Here is a 16,316-nt window from a genome sequence, read left to right as displayed (position 1 = left end):
CGAAAGGCTATGAGCGACTACAAGCACACTTTGAATCTGCCCGATACCGACTTCCCGATGCGCGGCAATCTCCCCAAGCGTGAGCCGGACCAACTGGCACGCTGGAACGAGATTGACCTCTACGCGCGTCTGCGTGAAGCAGGCAAGGGCCGTCCGAGCTTCGTGCTCCACGACGGCCCTCCCTATGCCAACGGCAATATTCACATCGGTCATGCCGTCAACAAGATTCTCAAGGACATCATCGTCAAGTCCAAGACGATGGCGGGCTTCGACGCGCCTTACGTGCCGGGGTGGGACTGTCATGGTCTGCCCATCGAGCACAAGGTCGAGACGACCCATGGCAAGCATCTCGAATCCGAGAAGGCGCGCCACCTCTGCCGTGAATACGCCGGCGTGCAGGTGGAAGGCCAGAAGCACGAGTTCATCCGTCTCGGCATCGTCGGTGACTGGGGCAACCCGTATCGCTCCATGGACTTCGCCAATGAAGCCGGCGAGATCCGTGCGCTGGCCGAGATGGTCAAGGGCGGTTATGTCTTCAAGGGCCTGAAGCCGGTCAACTGGTGCTTCGACTGCGGCTCTGCGCTGGCGGAAGCGGAAGTCGAGTACGCCGACAAGACCTCTGACGCCATCGACGTCGCCTTCGCGGCAGACGATAGCGCGGCGCTGGCCAAGGCCTTCGGCCTCGAGTCACTGAGCAAGCCGGCGGCGATCGTGATCTGGACCACCACTCCGTGGACCATTCCGGCCAACCAGGCGCTCAACGTTCACCCGGACTTCGTCTACTCGCTGGTCGACACCGGCGAGCGCCTGCTGGTGCTGGCCGAGGAACTGGTCGAGGACAGCCTGGCGCGCTTCGGCCTGAGCGGCGAGACGCTGGCGACCGTCAACGGCGCGGCGCTGGAGCTGATCAACTTCCGTCACCCGATATACGATCGTCTGTCGCCGGTCTATCTGGCCGACTACGTCGAGACTGGCGCCGGTACCGGTATCGTCCACTCTGCGCCGGCCTACGGCGAGGATGACTTCCATACCTGCCGTCGTTACGGCATGAGCTTCGACGAGATCGAAAGCCCGGTGCAGGGTAACGGCGTGTACGTGCCGGACCTGCCGGAATTCGGTGGCCAGTTCATCTGGAAGGCCAACCCGAACATCGTCGCGCGTCTGGAAGAGCTCGGTGCGCTGATGGCGCACGAGAAGATCTCTCACAGCTACATGCACTGCTGGCGCCACAAGACCCCGGTCATCTATCGCGCGACGGCCCAGTGGTTCGTCGGCATGGACATTGCCGGCACCGACGGCGTGACTCTGCGTGACAAGGCGCTGTCCGCCATCGAGGACACCGCCTTCATCCCGGCCTGGGGTCAGGCGCGCCTGAAGAGCATGATCGCCAACCGTCCGGACTGGTGCATCTCGCGTCAGCGCAACTGGGGCGTGCCGATTCCGCTGTTCCTGCATCGCGCGACGGGGGAACTGCACCCCGACAGCGTGGCGCTGATGGAAGCGGTCGCCGATCGCGTCGCCGAGCACGGCATCGATGCCTGGTGGTCACTCGACAGCCAGGAGCTGCTGGGCGATGAGGCCGAGAACTACGAGAAGGTCACCGACACGCTGGACGTGTGGTTCGACTCCGGGACGACCCACTGGCATGTGCTGCGTGGCTCGCACCCGCATGGTCATGAGGAAGGCCCGCGTGCCGACCTGTACCTGGAAGGCTCCGACCAGCACCGTGGCTGGTTCCACTCGTCACTGCTGACCGGCTGTGCCATCGACGGCCACGCGCCCTACAAGGCGCTGCTGACTCACGGCTTCACCGTGGATGCGCAGGGTCGCAAGATGTCCAAGTCCGTCGGCAACGTGGTCGCGCCGCAACAGGTGATGGACAAGCTGGGTGCCGACATCCTGCGCCTGTGGGTGTCCTCCAATGACTACTCCGGCGAGATGGCCGTCTCGGACGAGATCCTCAAGCGTACCGCCGATGCCTATCGTCGTATCCGCAACACCTCGCGCTTCCTGCTGTCCAATCTGAACGGCTTCGAGCCCGAGCGTGATGCGCTGGCCTTTGACGACATGCTGGCGCTGGACCAGTGGGTGGTCGATCGTGCCGCCCAGCTGCAGGCACGTGTCGAGCTGGCCTACGAGGAATACCGCTTCCTCGACATCTACCAGCAGGTACTGACCTTCTGCTCGCGTGAGCTGGGCGGCTTCTATCTGGATGTCATCAAGGACCGCCAGTACACCACGCAGCCGAACTCGCGTGCGCGTCGTAGCTGCCAGACGGCGCTGTATCACGTGATCGAGGCACTGGCACGCTGGATGGCGCCGATCCTCTCCTTCACCGGTGAAGAGATCTACGCCAACATCCCGGGCCCGCGCAAGGACACCATCTTCCTCGAGACGGCCTACACCGGCCTGACGACTCTGGCGGATGATGCGGCCATGGGGCGTGAGTTCTGGGAGCAGGTGCTGCACGTCAAGCAGGCGGTCAACAAGACGCTGGAAGGCGCGCGCAACGCCGGTCTGGTCAAGAACGGTCTGGCGGCGGAAGTCACTCTCTACGTCAACGACGAGCTCAACACGCTGCTGGCAAGTCTCGGCGACGAGCTGCGCTTCGTGATGCTGACCAGCGGCGTGACCCTGGCGCCTCTCGAGGCGGCCGGTGAGGCAGAAGAGACCGAAGTGTCCGGCCTCAAGGTGGCGGTCAAGGTCAGCGAGAATGCCAAGTGCGAGCGTTGCTGGCACCACCGTCCGGAAGTCGGCACCCTGCCGGAACATCCGACGCTGTGCAGCCGCTGCGTGACCAACCTGCCGGATGGCGAAGGCGAGACGCGTCACTTCGCTTGATCGCTGATGCGACCGCGGCATCGTTCAGCCTCCGCTGAGCGCTGATATCGAACGCCGGGCTCTGGCCCGGCGTTCGTGTCTTGCCGGTCGCAGACTCATTTCACGACAGGAAGGTAACATGACGTCTTCTTCACAAGGCCCCGCGACGGATACCCCCTCGGCCGGCAGTGAGCCGATGCGCTCGCCGCTGCGCTGGCTGTGGCTGTCGCTGGTGATCGTGGTGCTGGACCTGGCCACCAAGTGGCTGGCCAGCAGTTCGCTGGTCTATGGTCAGGCCAACGAAGTGCTGCCGATCTTCAATCTGACGCTGCTCCACAACACCGGCGCGGCGTTCAGTTTTCTGGCCGGCCATGATGGCTGGCAGCGCTGGTTGTTTGCGGGCATCGCGGTGGTGGCAGCCATCGGCCTGAGCATCTGGCTTGCGCGCCTCAAGCGTCACGAGACCTTCACCGCGCTGGGCATCGCGCTGGTGCTGGGGGGCGCGCTTGGCAATCTCTATGATCGTGTCGTGCATGGCTACGTGGTGGACTTCCTGTCCTTCCACTTGGGCAATGCCTTCTTCCCGGCCTTCAACGTGGCGGACGTCGCCATCAGCCTGGGAGCCGTGGCACTGATTCTTGAATCTTTCCGTGGCCGCTCCGAATGAGCGCCACAAGCGAGGTCAGCATGAGCGAGCATCGTATCGCCGATAACATGGAGGTCAGCCTCCATTTCCGTCTGCGTCTGGAAGACGGCACCGAGGTGGACTCCACCTTCGACAAGACACCGGCCACCTTCCAGGTGGGTGACGGCAATCTGCCGCCGGGCTTCGAGCGTTCGATCATGGGCATGGCGGCGGGCGAGACCGGCAGCTTCACGATCACGCCGGAGCATGCCTTCGGTCAGCACAATCCGCAGAACGTCCAGACCGTGGCGCGCAAGAGCTTCGATGAAGAGATCGAGGTCGGCATGGTGATGTCCTTCGCCGAGCCGTCGGGTTCGGAGCTGCCGGGCATCATCCGCGAGATCGATGAGCGTGACGTCAAGGTCGACTTCAATCACCCGCTGGCCGGGCGTACCCTGACCTTCGAGGTCGAGGTACTGTCAGTCGCCCCCGCGACCACGCACTGAGTCTTCTTTCCAGAGGTGCGCTCCCCGTGAGCGCACCTCGCCATCAAGCGGAGCCTGTCATGCAGATCAAGCTGGCCAACCCGCGCGGTTTCTGCGCCGGAGTGGATCGCGCCATCGATATCGTCAACGGGGCGCTCGACGTGTTCGGGCCGCCGATCTACGTGCGTCACGAGGTGGTGCACAACCGTTTCGTGGTCGACTCCCTCAAGGAGCGCGGCGCCATCTTCGTCGAGGAACTGCACGAAGTGCCGGATGACGTCATCGTCATCTTCTCGGCACACGGTGTCTCGCGTGCCGTGCAAGAAGAGGCCGAGCGTCGCAACCTCAAGGTCTTCGATGCCACCTGTCCGCTGGTGACCAAGGTGCACATGGAAGTCCTGCGCTATGCGCGCAAGGGCCAGGATTGCGTGCTGATCGGTCATGAGGGCCACCCGGAGGTCGAGGGCACCATGGGCCGCTATGACACTTCCAAGGGTGGCACCATCCATCTGGTGGAAGACGAGTCCGATGTGGCGCGTCTGGAGGTCAAGGACCCGGAGCAGCTGGCCTTCGTCACCCAGACCACGCTCTCGATGGATGATACGGCGCGGGTGATCGACGCGCTGCGCGAACGTTTCCCGGCGATTCAGGGCCCGCGCAAGGATGACATCTGCTACGCGACCCAGAATCGCCAGGACGCCGTGCGCATGCTGGCGGAAGCCTGCGATGTGGTGCTGGTGGTCGGCAGCCCCAACAGCTCCAACTCCAATCGCCTGCGCGAACTGGCCGAGCGCATGCAGACCCCCGCCTGGTTGATCGACGATGCGCAGCAGATCGAGGCCAGCTGGCTCGAGGGGATCGGCAGCATCGGCATCACCGCCGGGGCCAGTGCCCCCGAAGTGCTGGTGCAGGGCGTGATCGATCGTCTGATGGCGCTGGGAGCCTCGGCGCCCGAGGAGCTCGAGGGCCAGGAGGAAAACATCGTCTTCTCGATGCCCAAGGAGCTCAAGGAGCGCTTGATCGCCTCGGATCAGATCCGCGAGCTGTAACGCCTTGTAAGTTTCTGCCAGTGAAGAAGCCGCGACCCTGTCGCGGCTTTTTTGTGCGCGCCATTCGCATTTTGCCATCCAATTCAGCAGTTTCTTGTATAAGCAACGGCATTCTTGAGCACGATCGTTGATCAATCTGGTGCGTATTGAAAAAAAATGTAATGCGCAGTTACCAAAATGATACATAATAGAGGTATGGTTCGTACTCTGGAGAATTCCCCATGCCACGACTGTTCTCGGTCACCGGTGTCAGCAGTGCAGGTGCACGCCGCAAGCCGAGACCGGGGCGCGGGGCAGCTGGCAGGCGTCGGGCCAAGGGCTTCACCCTGATCGAGATGATGATGGTGGTCGCGATCATCGGCATTCTGGCGGCGGTCGCCATTCCCTCCTATCTCGGTTATGTGGAGCGCAGCTGGCGCTCGCATGCCCAGCAGGCACTGGGGCAGCAGGCCAGACAGCTGCATGGCTTCTACTACCAGAATTTCTCCGAGGCGCCCGTGGGGGATGATGACCAGCCGACGGATGGCGTCAGCCGTATAGAGGACGGCGGTGGCAATCTTCGCTACCTGATCACGTATCGCAGTCTGTCTGCCTCGGCCTTCGTCCTGCAGGCGACGCCTCAAGGGGCACAACTCAATGATGACTGCGGCGTGCTGTGGATGGACCAGGACATGAATACCGGTGCCGAAGGAGGAGGTCGGTGCTGGTGATGGTGGGCCCCCAGAAGACAGACTCGAGTCCGGCATGGCCGGTCGACCCTTAGCGGCAAGGAGAAGTATCTCTCATGCGCCAATCCCGTGGTTTCACCCTGATCGAGCTGGTCGTGACAGTGGCGATCATTGCCATCATCGCGACCTGGGCGGTGCCGGCCTGGCAAGGCCTGGTGCAGCGCTCTCAGGTGGAGTCCGATGTGCGTGCCCTGACCCATGCGCTCGGCATGGCGCGCAGCACCGCTACCACGCGCGGTGTGGATGTGAGTGTCTGTCCCTATGCGCCGAGCGTTGCCACCCCCAATCCCACGACCTGCGACGATGACTGGGCGAATGGCTGGGTCGTCTATGTCGGGAGTACTTCCAACTTCACCCTCGACGACCGCCTGTGGATCCATCAGGACAGCAATGCGGTTGCCCAGTCGGGGGGCGCCTCCAGGATCACCTACAACGATCGCGGCACGCTGACGAGTGGCAACAGTACGCTGGTGTTCTGTGCGGCCTCCGATGCTACCTCTGTGGTAGTGGCGCCTTCAGGCCGTGTGCGCCTTGAATCAGGAGGGGACTGCTCATGACAGCATCGTTGATGATCACATCCCTCAAGCAAGCCCTGCAGCCGAGAGCGCTGAGGAAGACATTGCTGTCTCGCCTGCAACGGCGCCGTTCCGCTCGGCATTCACAGCGCGGCGTCGGCCTGATCGAGGCGCTGGTCGCGGTCATGCTGCTGGGGGGTTCCCTGCTGGGGCTGGGGTTGTTGCAAGTTCAGACGCTTCAGCATCAGCGCGTCAGCTACAGCAATACCGTGGCACAACTGCTGTCGCTGGACATGGCTGAGCGTATCCGCGCCAACCTTGAGGCCATCGATCAATATGATGATGCCGATACCACCAATGCGCCCGCGGATGGATGCAGCTCGGACTGCGTGCCCGCAGAGCTGGCGGACCAGGACATCATTGATTGGCGTGACGCCATCATCGGCTCCACGCTGACCAGCGGCGTCGGCAGCGTGGAAGTCGACGAGCGTGTTGTCGGCGGCGCCGGTATCGGCGTTCACGATGTTAGTGTCCAGGTGCAGTGGAGTGACCCCATCAGCGGGGGAGTTGACCAGCAGACCTATCGTTTCGAGGTAGAGCCATGAATCGCTGTTCCCCTGCATCGGTCCGCCGACGCTTCGCCCCCGCCACCACCCGCCCTCATGGCATGAAGCGCCAGGCGGGTGTGGGGCTTGTCGAGCTGATGATCAGCCTGGTGCTGGGGCTGTTGATCACGGCGATGGCCGTGCAGATGTTCTCGACCTCACGCAGCACCGTGAGCACCCAGGAGGCGCTTTCCTATCTGCAGGAATCGGCCCGCTACGTGTCCTTCCGGCTCCAGCCGCTGATGCGCAATGTGGGCTACGCAGGCTGTGCCAATAGCCGCGATATCACTAATGCCAGCTCGGTGGATGCGTCCCATGACCTCACGGCGCCTTTCGGGGGGCAGCAGCGTACCCAGCGGGGCCTCAGCTATTTCAATCTGACGTTCGTCGCTGCCAGCAAGGACGGCGATGAAACCACGCTGACCAGCAGCATGACGTCGCTGGGCGGCCCCCTGTCCGTGCGCAACGGCAGCGAAGATGCCTTCGTGACCAACGAGTATGCGCTGGTCAGTGATTGCAGCAGCACCGATGTCTTCAGGGTGTCGGGCACCACCCAGGGCAATGTGGAAACCAATGACACCCTGTCACGTTCCTACGGCAGCTCTCAGTCCTCGAACGCCTATCTCTACCCGGTGCAGGCCTGGGAGCTGCGGCTGGATGACCAGGCTGACGATTCTTCGGTGCGTTCACTGTATATCGACCGTATCGATGCCGCTTTCGCACGCGAAGAACTGGCCTCCGGCGTACAGGGCTTCGATGTCAGCTTCAGTCTGGATACCACCGGCAATGGCAGTGTCGACCGCGTCAAGGTGCCGGCCGCCACGGTGCGCAGCGAAGGCCGTTGGGATGAGGTGCGCCGTATCGAGATCGCACTCACGCTCGAGAGCCTGCCGGGAGTGGTGCCGGGCGGGGATAACGATGGGCGTTTGACGCGAACCTTCAATCTCACGTTCACACCGCGCAATCTGCAACTGAGGGGCAGCTGATGAATACATCGTCTTCAACGTCCAGAGTCTGCGCGGTCACCCGGGGGCCGGCACGTCAGCAAGGCATCGCCTTGCTGATCGTGTTGATCATGCTGGTCGTGATCGGCCTGCTGGCCGTGACCGGGGTCGAGGACAGTCAGCTGCAGACACGCATGGCCGTCAACAGCCGCAACTTCGAGCAGTCCTATTACAACGCGGAAACCAGCCTGAGCATCGGTGAGCGTGCGCTGCAGGAAAGCCTGGAGGATGGCACCTGGAGCCTGGACAGCTTCGATGACTCGGCTGGCCTGATGCTGGCACTGCCCGAGGATGCACCGCCGATCAACCCGCTCTCGGAAGCGGATTGGCAAGCCAGCGGTATCCAGACGCTGGACAGTGATACCGGTGCGGTCATCGGGGCCTATGTGATCGAGTATCTGGGCAAGGTCGGCGAGCCGCCGCTGAATGCCAGCAACGAAGTGAATGCGGTGGGCACGCGCCTGGATGCCTTCCGTATCAACGCGATGGGCACGGGGGGCGGCAATGGTGCCTCCTGGACAGTAGTGCAAAGCGAGATGGAACTGGGCCCTTACTTCTGAGAGGAGCATGAATATGCGTTATCTGCTGAGTGGTGCCTTGTGCCTTGTCGCCTTGCCCTGTCTGGCGGCCCCCGGGGAAATCGCCCGCGCCCCGGTCACGGAAGCGACCGGGGTTCAGCCCAATATCCTGTTCATTCTGGATGATTCGGGCAGCATGGCCTGGGAAGACACTCTCAACAAGGGGGTGGAACACTGGGGGTATCAGCCAGCGTCCTCGGTGCTTGGGAACTCCGGGGTCTACTCGATCAATGCCGGGGTCGTCAGCCATCGCACCCAGAACACCATCGCTCGGGCCATCGGCTCGTGCAATGGTTTCAATGTGCTGGCCTACGATCCGGAGCTGACCTACACCCCTTGGGCGGGCAAGGACCGCTTTGGGGTGGAGTACGCAGATGCCACGTTGTTGACGGCGCGTTCAAATCCTTATGAGCCGACGTCCACCGTCAACCTCACCGGGGTCTACTACATGCCCTGGACGGATAATGATGGTGATGGAGAGTATGACTTCGAGGAGTGTGGCCTCTATCAAAGCGGCAGCAGCCTCTATGTGGACAACACACGTCAGACCTACATCAACCAGCAGTCCGCCGCGCAGAAGACCAACTTCGCCAACTGGTTCACGTATTACCGTGACCGCATGTCCGTGGCCAAATCCGCCATGGCCGGCGTGATCGACGCCAACGAGTCCCGGGTCGGGCTACGTACCATCCAGGGTCGCAACAATCGCAACGTTGCGGACATGACGGATGTCGATGAGCGTGAAGACCTGCTGGAGGAGCTGTTTACCGCCTATCCCTCCGGTGGCACCCCTCTGCGTACCGCGCTCAAGAATGCCGGTGAGTATTATTCCAGCACTGGAAGCAATGCTCCCATCCTGAGTGCGGATGAGGGCGGCATGTGCCAGCAGAACTATTCCATCATGATGAGCGATGGCTACTGGAATGGCTCCAGCCCCAGTGTCGGCAACGTCGATGGTGGCAGCGGTGATCACATCAGTGCCAGTCACCGTGACAGCCATTCCAATACGCTTGGCGATGTCGCGATGAAATATTATCGCGAGGACCTGCGGACTGACTTGATCGACAGCGTGCCTACCATACCGGGAGTGGATGAAAACTCCGCTCAGCACATGGTGACCTACACCGTCGCTTTCGGTGTGGATGGCTCGCTGTCCGAGAACCCTGCTGATCTCGAGTCTGCCTTCACCTGGCCGCAGCCTTCCGCCAATACCAATACCACCATCGATGATCTGCGCCATGCGGCCTGGAACGGACGTGGTGAATATCTCAGCGCCGCCAATCCGCAGGCATTGATTGATGCGCTGAACAATATCGCGCAGTCCATCGCAGGGCGCGCGGCCAGCACCGGTAGCCTGGACATCAGCAGTGGTGGGCAGACCAGCGGCGCTTATGTGATCCAGACCATCTATGATCCCGCCGATTGGTCGGGCGATGTCGTTGCACGCAAGATCGGCACCAATGGCGCCTTGAGCGCCACCTCGGACTGGTCCGTCGCGGAGTGGTTGCGTGACGATGATAGCCGTAGCTCCAGCCGCAAGGTGATCACCTACAACCCGGGGATCTCCGAAGTGGATGAAAAGGCGTTCTTCTTCAATATCGAGGAGGCCGGATCACTGGAGGCCGAACAGGTACTGGACCTCGTGGGCTTCCTCGATGAGACCCTGCTGTCAGAAACACTGCTGGCAACGCTGCGGAGAACCGTCCGGGATGATGACGACGACGACGACGACGACGACGATGATGATGGCATTCTTGGCGGAGTCGGCTCAGTGGTCGGAGGCGTCACCAGTGGCGTGACTCAGCTGACGGGACGCGTCCTGGATACTACCGGTACCTTCCTGAAGCTGGATGGCGCTAACCTTGGTGTCAGAACGTCGGATCTCGAGAATCTGATCGGCTACCTCAAGGGTGATGATGCCTACGAAGGCACCTTGTTCCGCGAGCGTGACGACAACTATCTCGGAGATATCGTGCATGCCTCGCCGGCGATCGTCGGGCCGCCTTCGGCCAGCTATCGCAATGACATGGAAGTGTCTTCGTACCGCTCCTTCAAGACGCTGTATGAGGAGCGCCAGAACATGATCTACATCGGTGCCAACGACGGCATGCTGCACGCCATCGACATGGAGACCGGTGAAGAGAAGTTCGCCTACATGCCGTATGCCGCCTTCAGCATCGAGAGCGGGCGCGGTATTCGCCAGCTCGCTGATCAGAACTATGTGCACCAGTACTATGTCGATGCCACTCCGGTCGCGCGTGACGTGCATGTCCAGTTGGGGGATGAGGATGCGCCCGGTTGGCACTCGGTCCTGCTGGGTGGGCTGGGCGCTGGCGGCAAGGCGGTCTACATGCTGGATATCACCGATCCTGAAGGCTTCGAGTCATTGGGTGAATCCGACGGCACCTCGCCGGCCGAGATCGTGCAGTGGGAATTCACGCACGAGGACCTCGGCTATACCTTCAGCGATATTCAGGTAGCGCGTCTGGATGACGGCAAGTGGTATGCCATCTTCGGCAATGGCTACAACGCCGACAGCGATGGGCGTGCCAAGTTGTTCATCGTGGACCTGGAAGACCCCGACAACTATGCGCTGCTGGATTCTCAACAGGGCAGTAATGCCGGTGGGTCGTGCACCTCTGGCAGCAGTGACTGCAATGGCATGTCGAGCCCTGAGCTGGCCGACGTCGATGCCGATGGCATCACCGACTGGGTCTATGCCGGCGACCTGCATGGCAATGTCTGGGTGTTCGACATGCGCGAGTTCTCGCTGAGCAACATCGGCAGCAGCGAAATGTCGCGTCTGTTCCAGTCATGTGCCGTTGCCTTGAACAGCACGTCATCGATCTGCCCAGCTGCTTCCCGTCAGCCCATCACATCGCGGGTAGCCGTGGCACGCAGCGGTGTCTTCAACAGCACCGTCGATACGCCGTACCTGAATGTGTACTGGGGCACCGGGCAATTGCTGACGCTGCAGGATGCGGTCGATACCTCGACGCAATCCTTCTACAGCGTGCTGCATACCGGGTCTTCGACTCGCCGTCATCATGGCCAGCTGGAAAAGCAGAGCTTCTCCAATATCAGTGGCGTGAGTGACGCGCGAACGGTCACGGGGGTAGGCGTCGATTATTCCAATCAGAACAACAATGGTATGCAGTATGGCTGGTACCTGGAGCTACCGGACTCCGGTGAGCGTCTGGTGACCATCCCGGCTGTCCGTGGTGATCTGATTGTCTTCAATACCACCATCCCGGGCTCCAATGGCCCCTGTACTGGCGGTGCCAGTGGTTGGCTGAATGCGCTCAGCTTGCGCAACGGCCTGCAGCCGGTACGCAGTTACAACAATGTGCAGCAGGTCTTTGATTACAACGCTGATGGCGAGGTCAACGCGAGCGACAACGTCAACAATCAGGTCGTACTCTCGATCAAGACAGAAGGCGAGCCCACCTCACCGAAATTCCTGGGCGATACCCAGTATGTCGGTCAGGGTGGCACCAATCAGGTGGTCGAAATGGCCATGGACTTCGGGATCGATGGGCTGGAAGGCCGTAGTGCCTGGTATCAGCTGCGCTAGGAGAGAGACCATGAAGACATCACGACTCAAGCTGACTGGTAGTGGACTGATGCTGGCGGCGGGCCTGCTCTTCACGAGCTGGGGCTCCCAGGCCCTGGCGGAAGATGCCCCGATTCCGCTGGTCATGGAGCAGAGCGTCACCGGCGTCATCGACGAGCGAGAGGGAGATCAGCTGCTCGTCGACGACATGGGGTTCGTGCTTCAGCCGGATAGCCGGATACTCAATCGCAATGGGCGCGAGCTGAAGGCCTTCCACCTCACGCCGGGGCAGGAGGTCGAGGTGCGCTTCGACCCACGTGGTGAGCCGAAGCAGGTCATCGACATCACGCTGCTGCGTCGGGGGCGCTGATGATCAGGCGAACAGGGGGGGCTCGGGCACAAGGCGGCTTCGGTCTGCTGGAGCTCATGATTGCCGTGGCCATCATCGGCATTCTGGCGGCGATCGCCTATCCCAGCTATCAGGATCAGGTGGAGCGTTCACGTCGCACCGACGCCACCACCGCCTTGCTGGCGCTTGCCCAGACCCAGGAGCGCATCATGGCAACCTGCGGTGAATACGCGACGGCCAGCGTGACAGCGGCGACCAGCTGTGGAGATGCGCTTGGAGGCGGTGGCGGTGGTATCGGGCTGGGCCAGGCAGATGCCGTCAGCGAGGAAGGCTTCTACAACCTGGCCGTCGCAGGCGATGCAGACAGCTATACCTTGACCGCCACTGCTACCGGCAGTCAGGCCAACGATGAGGACTGCGCCACCTTTACGCTCACGGAGTTGGGAGTGAAGGGAGCGGCAGTCCTTGAGGACTCGGAAGACACCGATAGCAGTGATTGTTGGTAGGCACTGACAGCCGACATTGCATGGCAAGCGCCTGAAGCCTCGATCTACGATGATCGGGGCTTTTTTTGTCTGGTGGATGAGGTTCAGTCGAGAAATATGGAATAACGGTGATTATGGGGAGTTTTCGGAATGATGGGTAATCTTGTGTAACATAATGATTCCATCTGTGGTTCATAGACGTTAAATTGCCCAATTTCACGCCCTGCAGGGTGCTTTGGCCTGCGTGGCTTTCAGGGGTAAGACGATGCAGCTTTTTCCTGCACTTCGGCATGGATGTCAGCAGGGCCGCCAGCAAGGCTTCACGTTGATTGAGCTGATGATCACGCTGGCCATTCTCGTGATCACGATCACGATTGCCGTCCCCGCCTGGCAGGGGGTGGTCGCGCGCAACGCCGTCACCGGCACGGCCGAGACGCTCGTGTCTTCCATCAACTATGCGCGTAGTGAGGCGGTGGCCAGCGGCAACGACATCACGCTCTGTCCTCTGAATGCGCAGGGTGACGCCTGCATGAATTCCACCAGCTGGAGCAATGGCTGGGCGGTGGTGCAGGGCAGTCAGGCCGAGGCACGGGCGTCGCTGGGCGATGACCTGTTGCGCGTGTTTGATGCCGCCATCACCGTGCAGGCGGGTGTTGCCGGCGTGACTTTCGATGATCAGGGCGCGACCTCTGATTCCACCTGGTTGTTGATCTGCGATCAGTCGGGCGGGCAGGGCCATCGCCAGCTTGAATTGACTCCCATCGGACGAGTATTGACGGAGACTTATGGCAGCGATGACCAGAGTTGCTGAGCTTGGCGTGTCCCGCGCAAGCGGTGGCCAGCAAGGTACCAGCCTGCTGGAGGCGTTGATCGCTCTGCTGTTGATGGGGCTGACATTGCTGGGGTTCGGGCTCATGCAGATGGAAAGTCTGCAGGCCAACAACGAGAGTTACGCGCGTACCGAAGCCCGTATTCTCCTGGTCAGCATGGCAGAGCGCATTCAGGCCAATCCCGATGGCGTGGATGACTACGATGGGCTTTCCACTGCGGGGGCAGGAAATCCGGGCGGTTGCCCCTGCAGTGTTGCCGAGCTTGCGGCCCGTGATGTGGCGGTGTGGGCGGACAGGCTTGAGGACAGCAGTCTGAACGCGCCGGTCGGGTCCATCGCCAGCAGCGGCAGTGACCTTCTCACTCTGACCCTCGGCTGGAGCGGTGCCGCGCAGCTCGGGCAGAACGAAGACAGCATGGACGCCGATGCTCAGGCATTGAGCGAGACCCTACAGATACGAGTGGTGCCCTGATGTCGTCGAAAGCCTCCCTCCCGCTGCGAGCCTTCGCGTCGCGCTCGCCTCGGGCGCCGCGCTCGATTCCCTCACGGCGTGCCCAGCAGGGCGTCGGCCTGGTCGAATTGATGCTGGCGCTGGTGCTGGGACTGTTCATTTCCGCCATGGCGCTGGAATACTTTCTGGCCTCGCGCTCGACCCTCAACACCACGTCTGCCGTGTCCTACCTGCAGGAGTCTGCACGCCATGTCACACGCCGCCTGCAGCCATTGGTGCGCAATGCCGGCTTTTCCGGTTGTGCGTCGGTGAGTAGTGTCAGTGATGGTACCGGCAGCCATGCGCTGTCCGATTCTCCTCTGACGGCCGAGTCCGACACGGTGGCGGGGGTCACCTACGACCGTCTGGCCTTGCAGGTACCGGCGCTGGGAGCGCAGCGCGGTTGGCAGCTCGGGGCGAGCGTCGCCCAGGGCGATACCTCGCTGACCCTGGAGGACTACACCTCCGGCACGCTGGAGACGGATAGCGTCGTGCTGATCAGCGACTGTGAGAGCGGCGATATCGCACGCCTCTCGGGCGATGGCAACAACTCGCTCGAGCTGTCGAGCGCCGTCGAGCACGGCTATGGCGGCACCATACAGACCCAGGCATATGTCTATCCGCTGCAGCGTTGGTACCTGTTGCTGTCACAGGCCGATGACGACTCCCCCGTTCGGCTCTGCCTGAACGGCGAGGATGTCGCTGGCGACCCGGCAGCAGGCTGTGGCGAAGAAGTGGCGCGATACGTCGAAGCGCTGGACCTGACCTTCGATACGGCCTCCGGCAGCGGTAGCGCGAGTCGCTTTGCCGTGGAGCGCAGCGTGGCGGAAGTGGAGGCCGCGAACGACTGGAGCAGCGTCAGACGGATCCACATCAGCCTGATCCTCAAGACGCCGCCGACGATCAATGTCGAGGGTGAGGGGAACGGTGAGTTGCAACGCACCTTCGATATCACCCTGAGCCCGAGGAATATCGGTCTATGAACCAGTCAAGTTCTCCCAGGCTGCCACGCCAGCAAGGCATGGCATTGCTGGTCGTGCTGATCATGCTGATCGTGGTGGGTGTGATGGCGGTGACGGGCAATGAAGATACCCAGTTGCAGACCCGCATGTTGATGAATACCCAGTTCTACGACAACGCCTACGCGGAGGCCGAGAGCCTTCAGCAACAGGCGGAGAGTCGTCTGCTCGAGGGGGAGCTGACCCTGGATGATTTCGGTGGGGACGGCTTCTATGACGTCACGGCGGGGGAGGACCTGGACTTCGATCCTCTGCAGGCAGACGCCTGGGAGGGGGAAGGTGTCTTGAGTGGTGATGCGGCTGACAACGGCAACTATGTCATCGAGTATCTCGGAGAGACGACGGAAGGCGTTCTGAATGACGATAACCTGAGCAGCAGTCAGTTGTTGAATGCCTTCCGCATCACGGCCGCCGGTTGGAGTCTTGAGAGCGCAGGTGACCCTGATAGCAAGAAGCGTGCACTGGCAGTGGTGCAAAGCGAAATCATGATGGCCGATTGAAGGGAATCTATCGATGAAATCGAAGCACTCACCCCGCCGCAGCGGCTTGCGTCGTATTCACCTGCCGGTCTTGCTGTCAGGTGGACTGCTGGTCGCCTTGCCCGTGCTGGCAGACAGCGACACACTACTTCAGTTGCCCACCACCCAGAGTGTCGGCGTCACGCCCAACGTCCTGCTGGTGCTGGATGATTCGGGCTCGATGTCTTTTGAAGACACTTTTGAGGGTGGGGATTCTGTTCAGAAATATGACTTGGTCTATGCCGAACAGAAAGAGTGTGAGTGGGTACAGAGGTGGTGGGGAAAACAAAAGAAATGTGAGACTGTTTTCAAACCTCTTGACTTGGATAGGAAGTATTTCTGCTACACACAAAATACTCAAGCATATAACCCTCATCAGACTTATCTTCCTTGGAAAAAGGGGGATGGGGATGAACGCTATGACAATATGGATCCTACTGCTACCTGGGTTGATTTCAACTTAGGAGATGTTACCAGTAACCTGGTTGATCTCACCGATCCAGATTTGAACTATCGTTACTACACTGGAAGTAACTGTAATTCGGATACTGAGGTAAAACTCTCAGGTGACAGTCTTTCGGAACAAGAAAAAATCAATTACGCCAATTGGTTTACCTACTATCGTGATCGTTTGGGTGTCGGTAAGGCTGCTGCCTTGGAGTTG

The 16,316-nt window shown here is 61.1% G+C and carries 16 protein-coding genes; all 16 read left to right on the top strand.

The window, feature by feature from the left end; translation table 11 throughout:
* The first annotated feature begins 9 nt into the window (after nt 1–9).
* The 16 genes from ileS (at nt 10) to QD208_RS15010 (ending at nt 15,634) form a co-directional block, all read left to right on the top strand.
* Nucleotides 10–2,841, top strand: a complete 2,832-nt coding sequence (gene ileS, locus QD208_RS15085; protein WP_279837339.1) for an isoleucine--tRNA ligase — start codon at nt 10–12, stop codon at nt 2,839–2,841.
* A 118-nt stretch (nt 2,842–2,959) separates the two neighbouring features.
* Nucleotides 2,960–3,487 carry a signal peptidase II gene (gene lspA, locus QD208_RS15080; protein ID WP_279837337.1) on the top strand — a complete coding sequence of 176 codons (528 nt, stop codon included), beginning with the start codon at nt 2,960–2,962 and terminating at the stop codon, nt 3,485–3,487.
* Nucleotides 3,488–3,507: 20 nt separating this feature from the next.
* The gene (fkpB, locus tag QD208_RS15075; protein WP_043335961.1) at nt 3,508–3,951 is read left to right on the top strand and encodes an FKBP-type peptidyl-prolyl cis-trans isomerase; all 444 of its coding nucleotides are present in this window, start codon (nt 3,508–3,510) and stop codon (nt 3,949–3,951) included.
* A 59-nt stretch (nt 3,952–4,010) separates the two neighbouring features.
* On the top strand, nt 4,011–4,979 hold the full coding sequence (gene ispH / locus QD208_RS15070; protein ID WP_052384823.1) for a 4-hydroxy-3-methylbut-2-enyl diphosphate reductase: 969 nt from the start codon (nt 4,011–4,013) through the stop codon (nt 4,977–4,979).
* A 221-nt stretch (nt 4,980–5,200) separates the two neighbouring features.
* Nucleotides 5,201–5,689, top strand: coding sequence for a type IV pilin protein (locus QD208_RS15065; RefSeq protein ID WP_107335846.1), 489 nt, complete (start codon nt 5,201–5,203; stop codon nt 5,687–5,689).
* A gap of 74 nt (nt 5,690–5,763) precedes the next feature.
* Nucleotides 5,764–6,264, top strand: a complete 501-nt coding sequence (locus tag QD208_RS15060; RefSeq protein ID WP_176678500.1) for a GspH/FimT family protein — start codon at nt 5,764–5,766, stop codon at nt 6,262–6,264.
* Entirely contained in the window at nt 6,261–6,827 is a 567-nt protein-coding gene (gene pilV / locus QD208_RS15055; protein WP_279837333.1) for a type IV pilus modification protein PilV, read from the top strand. The genes QD208_RS15060 and pilV overlap by 4 nt, the downstream gene beginning before the upstream one ends.
* On the top strand, nt 6,824–7,813 hold the full coding sequence (locus tag QD208_RS15050) for a prepilin-type N-terminal cleavage/methylation domain-containing protein (protein ID WP_192839447.1): 990 nt from the start codon (nt 6,824–6,826) through the stop codon (nt 7,811–7,813). The genes pilV and QD208_RS15050 overlap by 4 nt, the downstream gene beginning before the upstream one ends.
* Nucleotides 7,813–8,391: a hypothetical protein gene (locus tag QD208_RS15045; protein ID WP_131432819.1), complete on the top strand. Its 579-nt coding sequence runs from the start codon at nt 7,813–7,815 to the stop codon at nt 8,389–8,391. The genes QD208_RS15050 and QD208_RS15045 overlap by 1 nt, the downstream gene beginning before the upstream one ends.
* A gap of 13 nt (nt 8,392–8,404) precedes the next feature.
* Nucleotides 8,405–11,983, top strand: a complete 3,579-nt coding sequence (locus QD208_RS15040; protein WP_279837332.1) for a PilC/PilY family type IV pilus protein — start codon at nt 8,405–8,407, stop codon at nt 11,981–11,983.
* A 10-nt stretch (nt 11,984–11,993) separates the two neighbouring features.
* Nucleotides 11,994–12,332, top strand: coding sequence for a hypothetical protein (locus QD208_RS15035; RefSeq protein WP_043335952.1), 339 nt, complete (start codon nt 11,994–11,996; stop codon nt 12,330–12,332).
* Nucleotides 12,332–12,817, top strand: coding sequence for a type IV pilin protein (locus QD208_RS15030; protein ID WP_082388835.1), 486 nt, complete (start codon nt 12,332–12,334; stop codon nt 12,815–12,817). Before QD208_RS15035 ends, QD208_RS15030 begins: the two co-directional genes overlap by 1 nt.
* A gap of 223 nt (nt 12,818–13,040) precedes the next feature.
* Complete coding sequence (locus QD208_RS15025) at nt 13,041–13,607, top strand: GspH/FimT family pseudopilin (protein ID WP_279837355.1); 567 nt, start codon at nt 13,041–13,043, stop codon at nt 13,605–13,607.
* Nucleotides 13,591–14,097, top strand: coding sequence for a hypothetical protein (locus QD208_RS15020; RefSeq protein WP_153636659.1), 507 nt, complete (start codon nt 13,591–13,593; stop codon nt 14,095–14,097). The genes QD208_RS15025 and QD208_RS15020 overlap by 17 nt, the downstream gene beginning before the upstream one ends.
* Nucleotides 14,097–15,098 (top strand): hypothetical protein, encoded by a 1,002-nt coding sequence (locus QD208_RS15015; RefSeq protein WP_279837331.1) that lies wholly within the window; start codon nt 14,097–14,099, stop codon nt 15,096–15,098. Before QD208_RS15020 ends, QD208_RS15015 begins: the two co-directional genes overlap by 1 nt.
* A complete protein-coding gene (locus QD208_RS15010; RefSeq protein ID WP_279837330.1) occupies nt 15,095–15,634 on the top strand; it encodes a hypothetical protein in 540 nt (179 codons plus the stop codon). Before QD208_RS15015 ends, QD208_RS15010 begins: the two co-directional genes overlap by 4 nt.
* Nucleotides 15,635–16,316: the final 682 nt, after the last annotated feature.

This window comes from Cobetia sp. 29-18-1, assembly GCF_029846405.1.
Taxonomy (GTDB): Bacteria; Pseudomonadota; Gammaproteobacteria; order Pseudomonadales; family Halomonadaceae; genus Cobetia; species Cobetia amphilecti.
Note: the sequence above shows the minus strand (reverse complement) of the source record. Positions and strands in the feature narration are given on the sequence as shown.

Coding starts and splice junctions, on each gene's coding strand:
- QD208_RS15035 (WP_043335952.1), top strand. CDS start 11,994: ATGAAGACATCACGACTCAAGCTGACTGGTAGTGGACTGATGCTGGCG.
- QD208_RS15045 (WP_131432819.1), top strand. CDS start 7,813: ATGAATACATCGTCTTCAACGTCCAGAGTCTGCGCGGTCACCCGGGGG.
- QD208_RS15015 (WP_279837331.1), top strand. CDS start 14,097: ATGTCGTCGAAAGCCTCCCTCCCGCTGCGAGCCTTCGCGTCGCGCTCG.
- QD208_RS15030 (WP_082388835.1), top strand. CDS start 12,332: ATGATCAGGCGAACAGGGGGGGCTCGGGCACAAGGCGGCTTCGGTCTG.
- lspA (WP_279837337.1), top strand. CDS start 2,960: ATGACGTCTTCTTCACAAGGCCCCGCGACGGATACCCCCTCGGCCGGC.
- pilV (WP_279837333.1), top strand. CDS start 6,261: ATGACAGCATCGTTGATGATCACATCCCTCAAGCAAGCCCTGCAGCCG.
- QD208_RS15040 (WP_279837332.1), top strand. CDS start 8,405: ATGCGTTATCTGCTGAGTGGTGCCTTGTGCCTTGTCGCCTTGCCCTGT.
- QD208_RS15020 (WP_153636659.1), top strand. CDS start 13,591: ATGACCAGAGTTGCTGAGCTTGGCGTGTCCCGCGCAAGCGGTGGCCAG.
- ileS (WP_279837339.1), top strand. CDS start 10: ATGAGCGACTACAAGCACACTTTGAATCTGCCCGATACCGACTTCCCG.
- QD208_RS15050 (WP_192839447.1), top strand. CDS start 6,824: ATGAATCGCTGTTCCCCTGCATCGGTCCGCCGACGCTTCGCCCCCGCC.
- QD208_RS15065 (WP_107335846.1), top strand. CDS start 5,201: ATGCCACGACTGTTCTCGGTCACCGGTGTCAGCAGTGCAGGTGCACGC.
- ispH (WP_052384823.1), top strand. CDS start 4,011: ATGCAGATCAAGCTGGCCAACCCGCGCGGTTTCTGCGCCGGAGTGGAT.
- QD208_RS15010 (WP_279837330.1), top strand. CDS start 15,095: ATGAACCAGTCAAGTTCTCCCAGGCTGCCACGCCAGCAAGGCATGGCA.
- QD208_RS15060 (WP_176678500.1), top strand. CDS start 5,764: ATGCGCCAATCCCGTGGTTTCACCCTGATCGAGCTGGTCGTGACAGTG.
- fkpB (WP_043335961.1), top strand. CDS start 3,508: ATGAGCGAGCATCGTATCGCCGATAACATGGAGGTCAGCCTCCATTTC.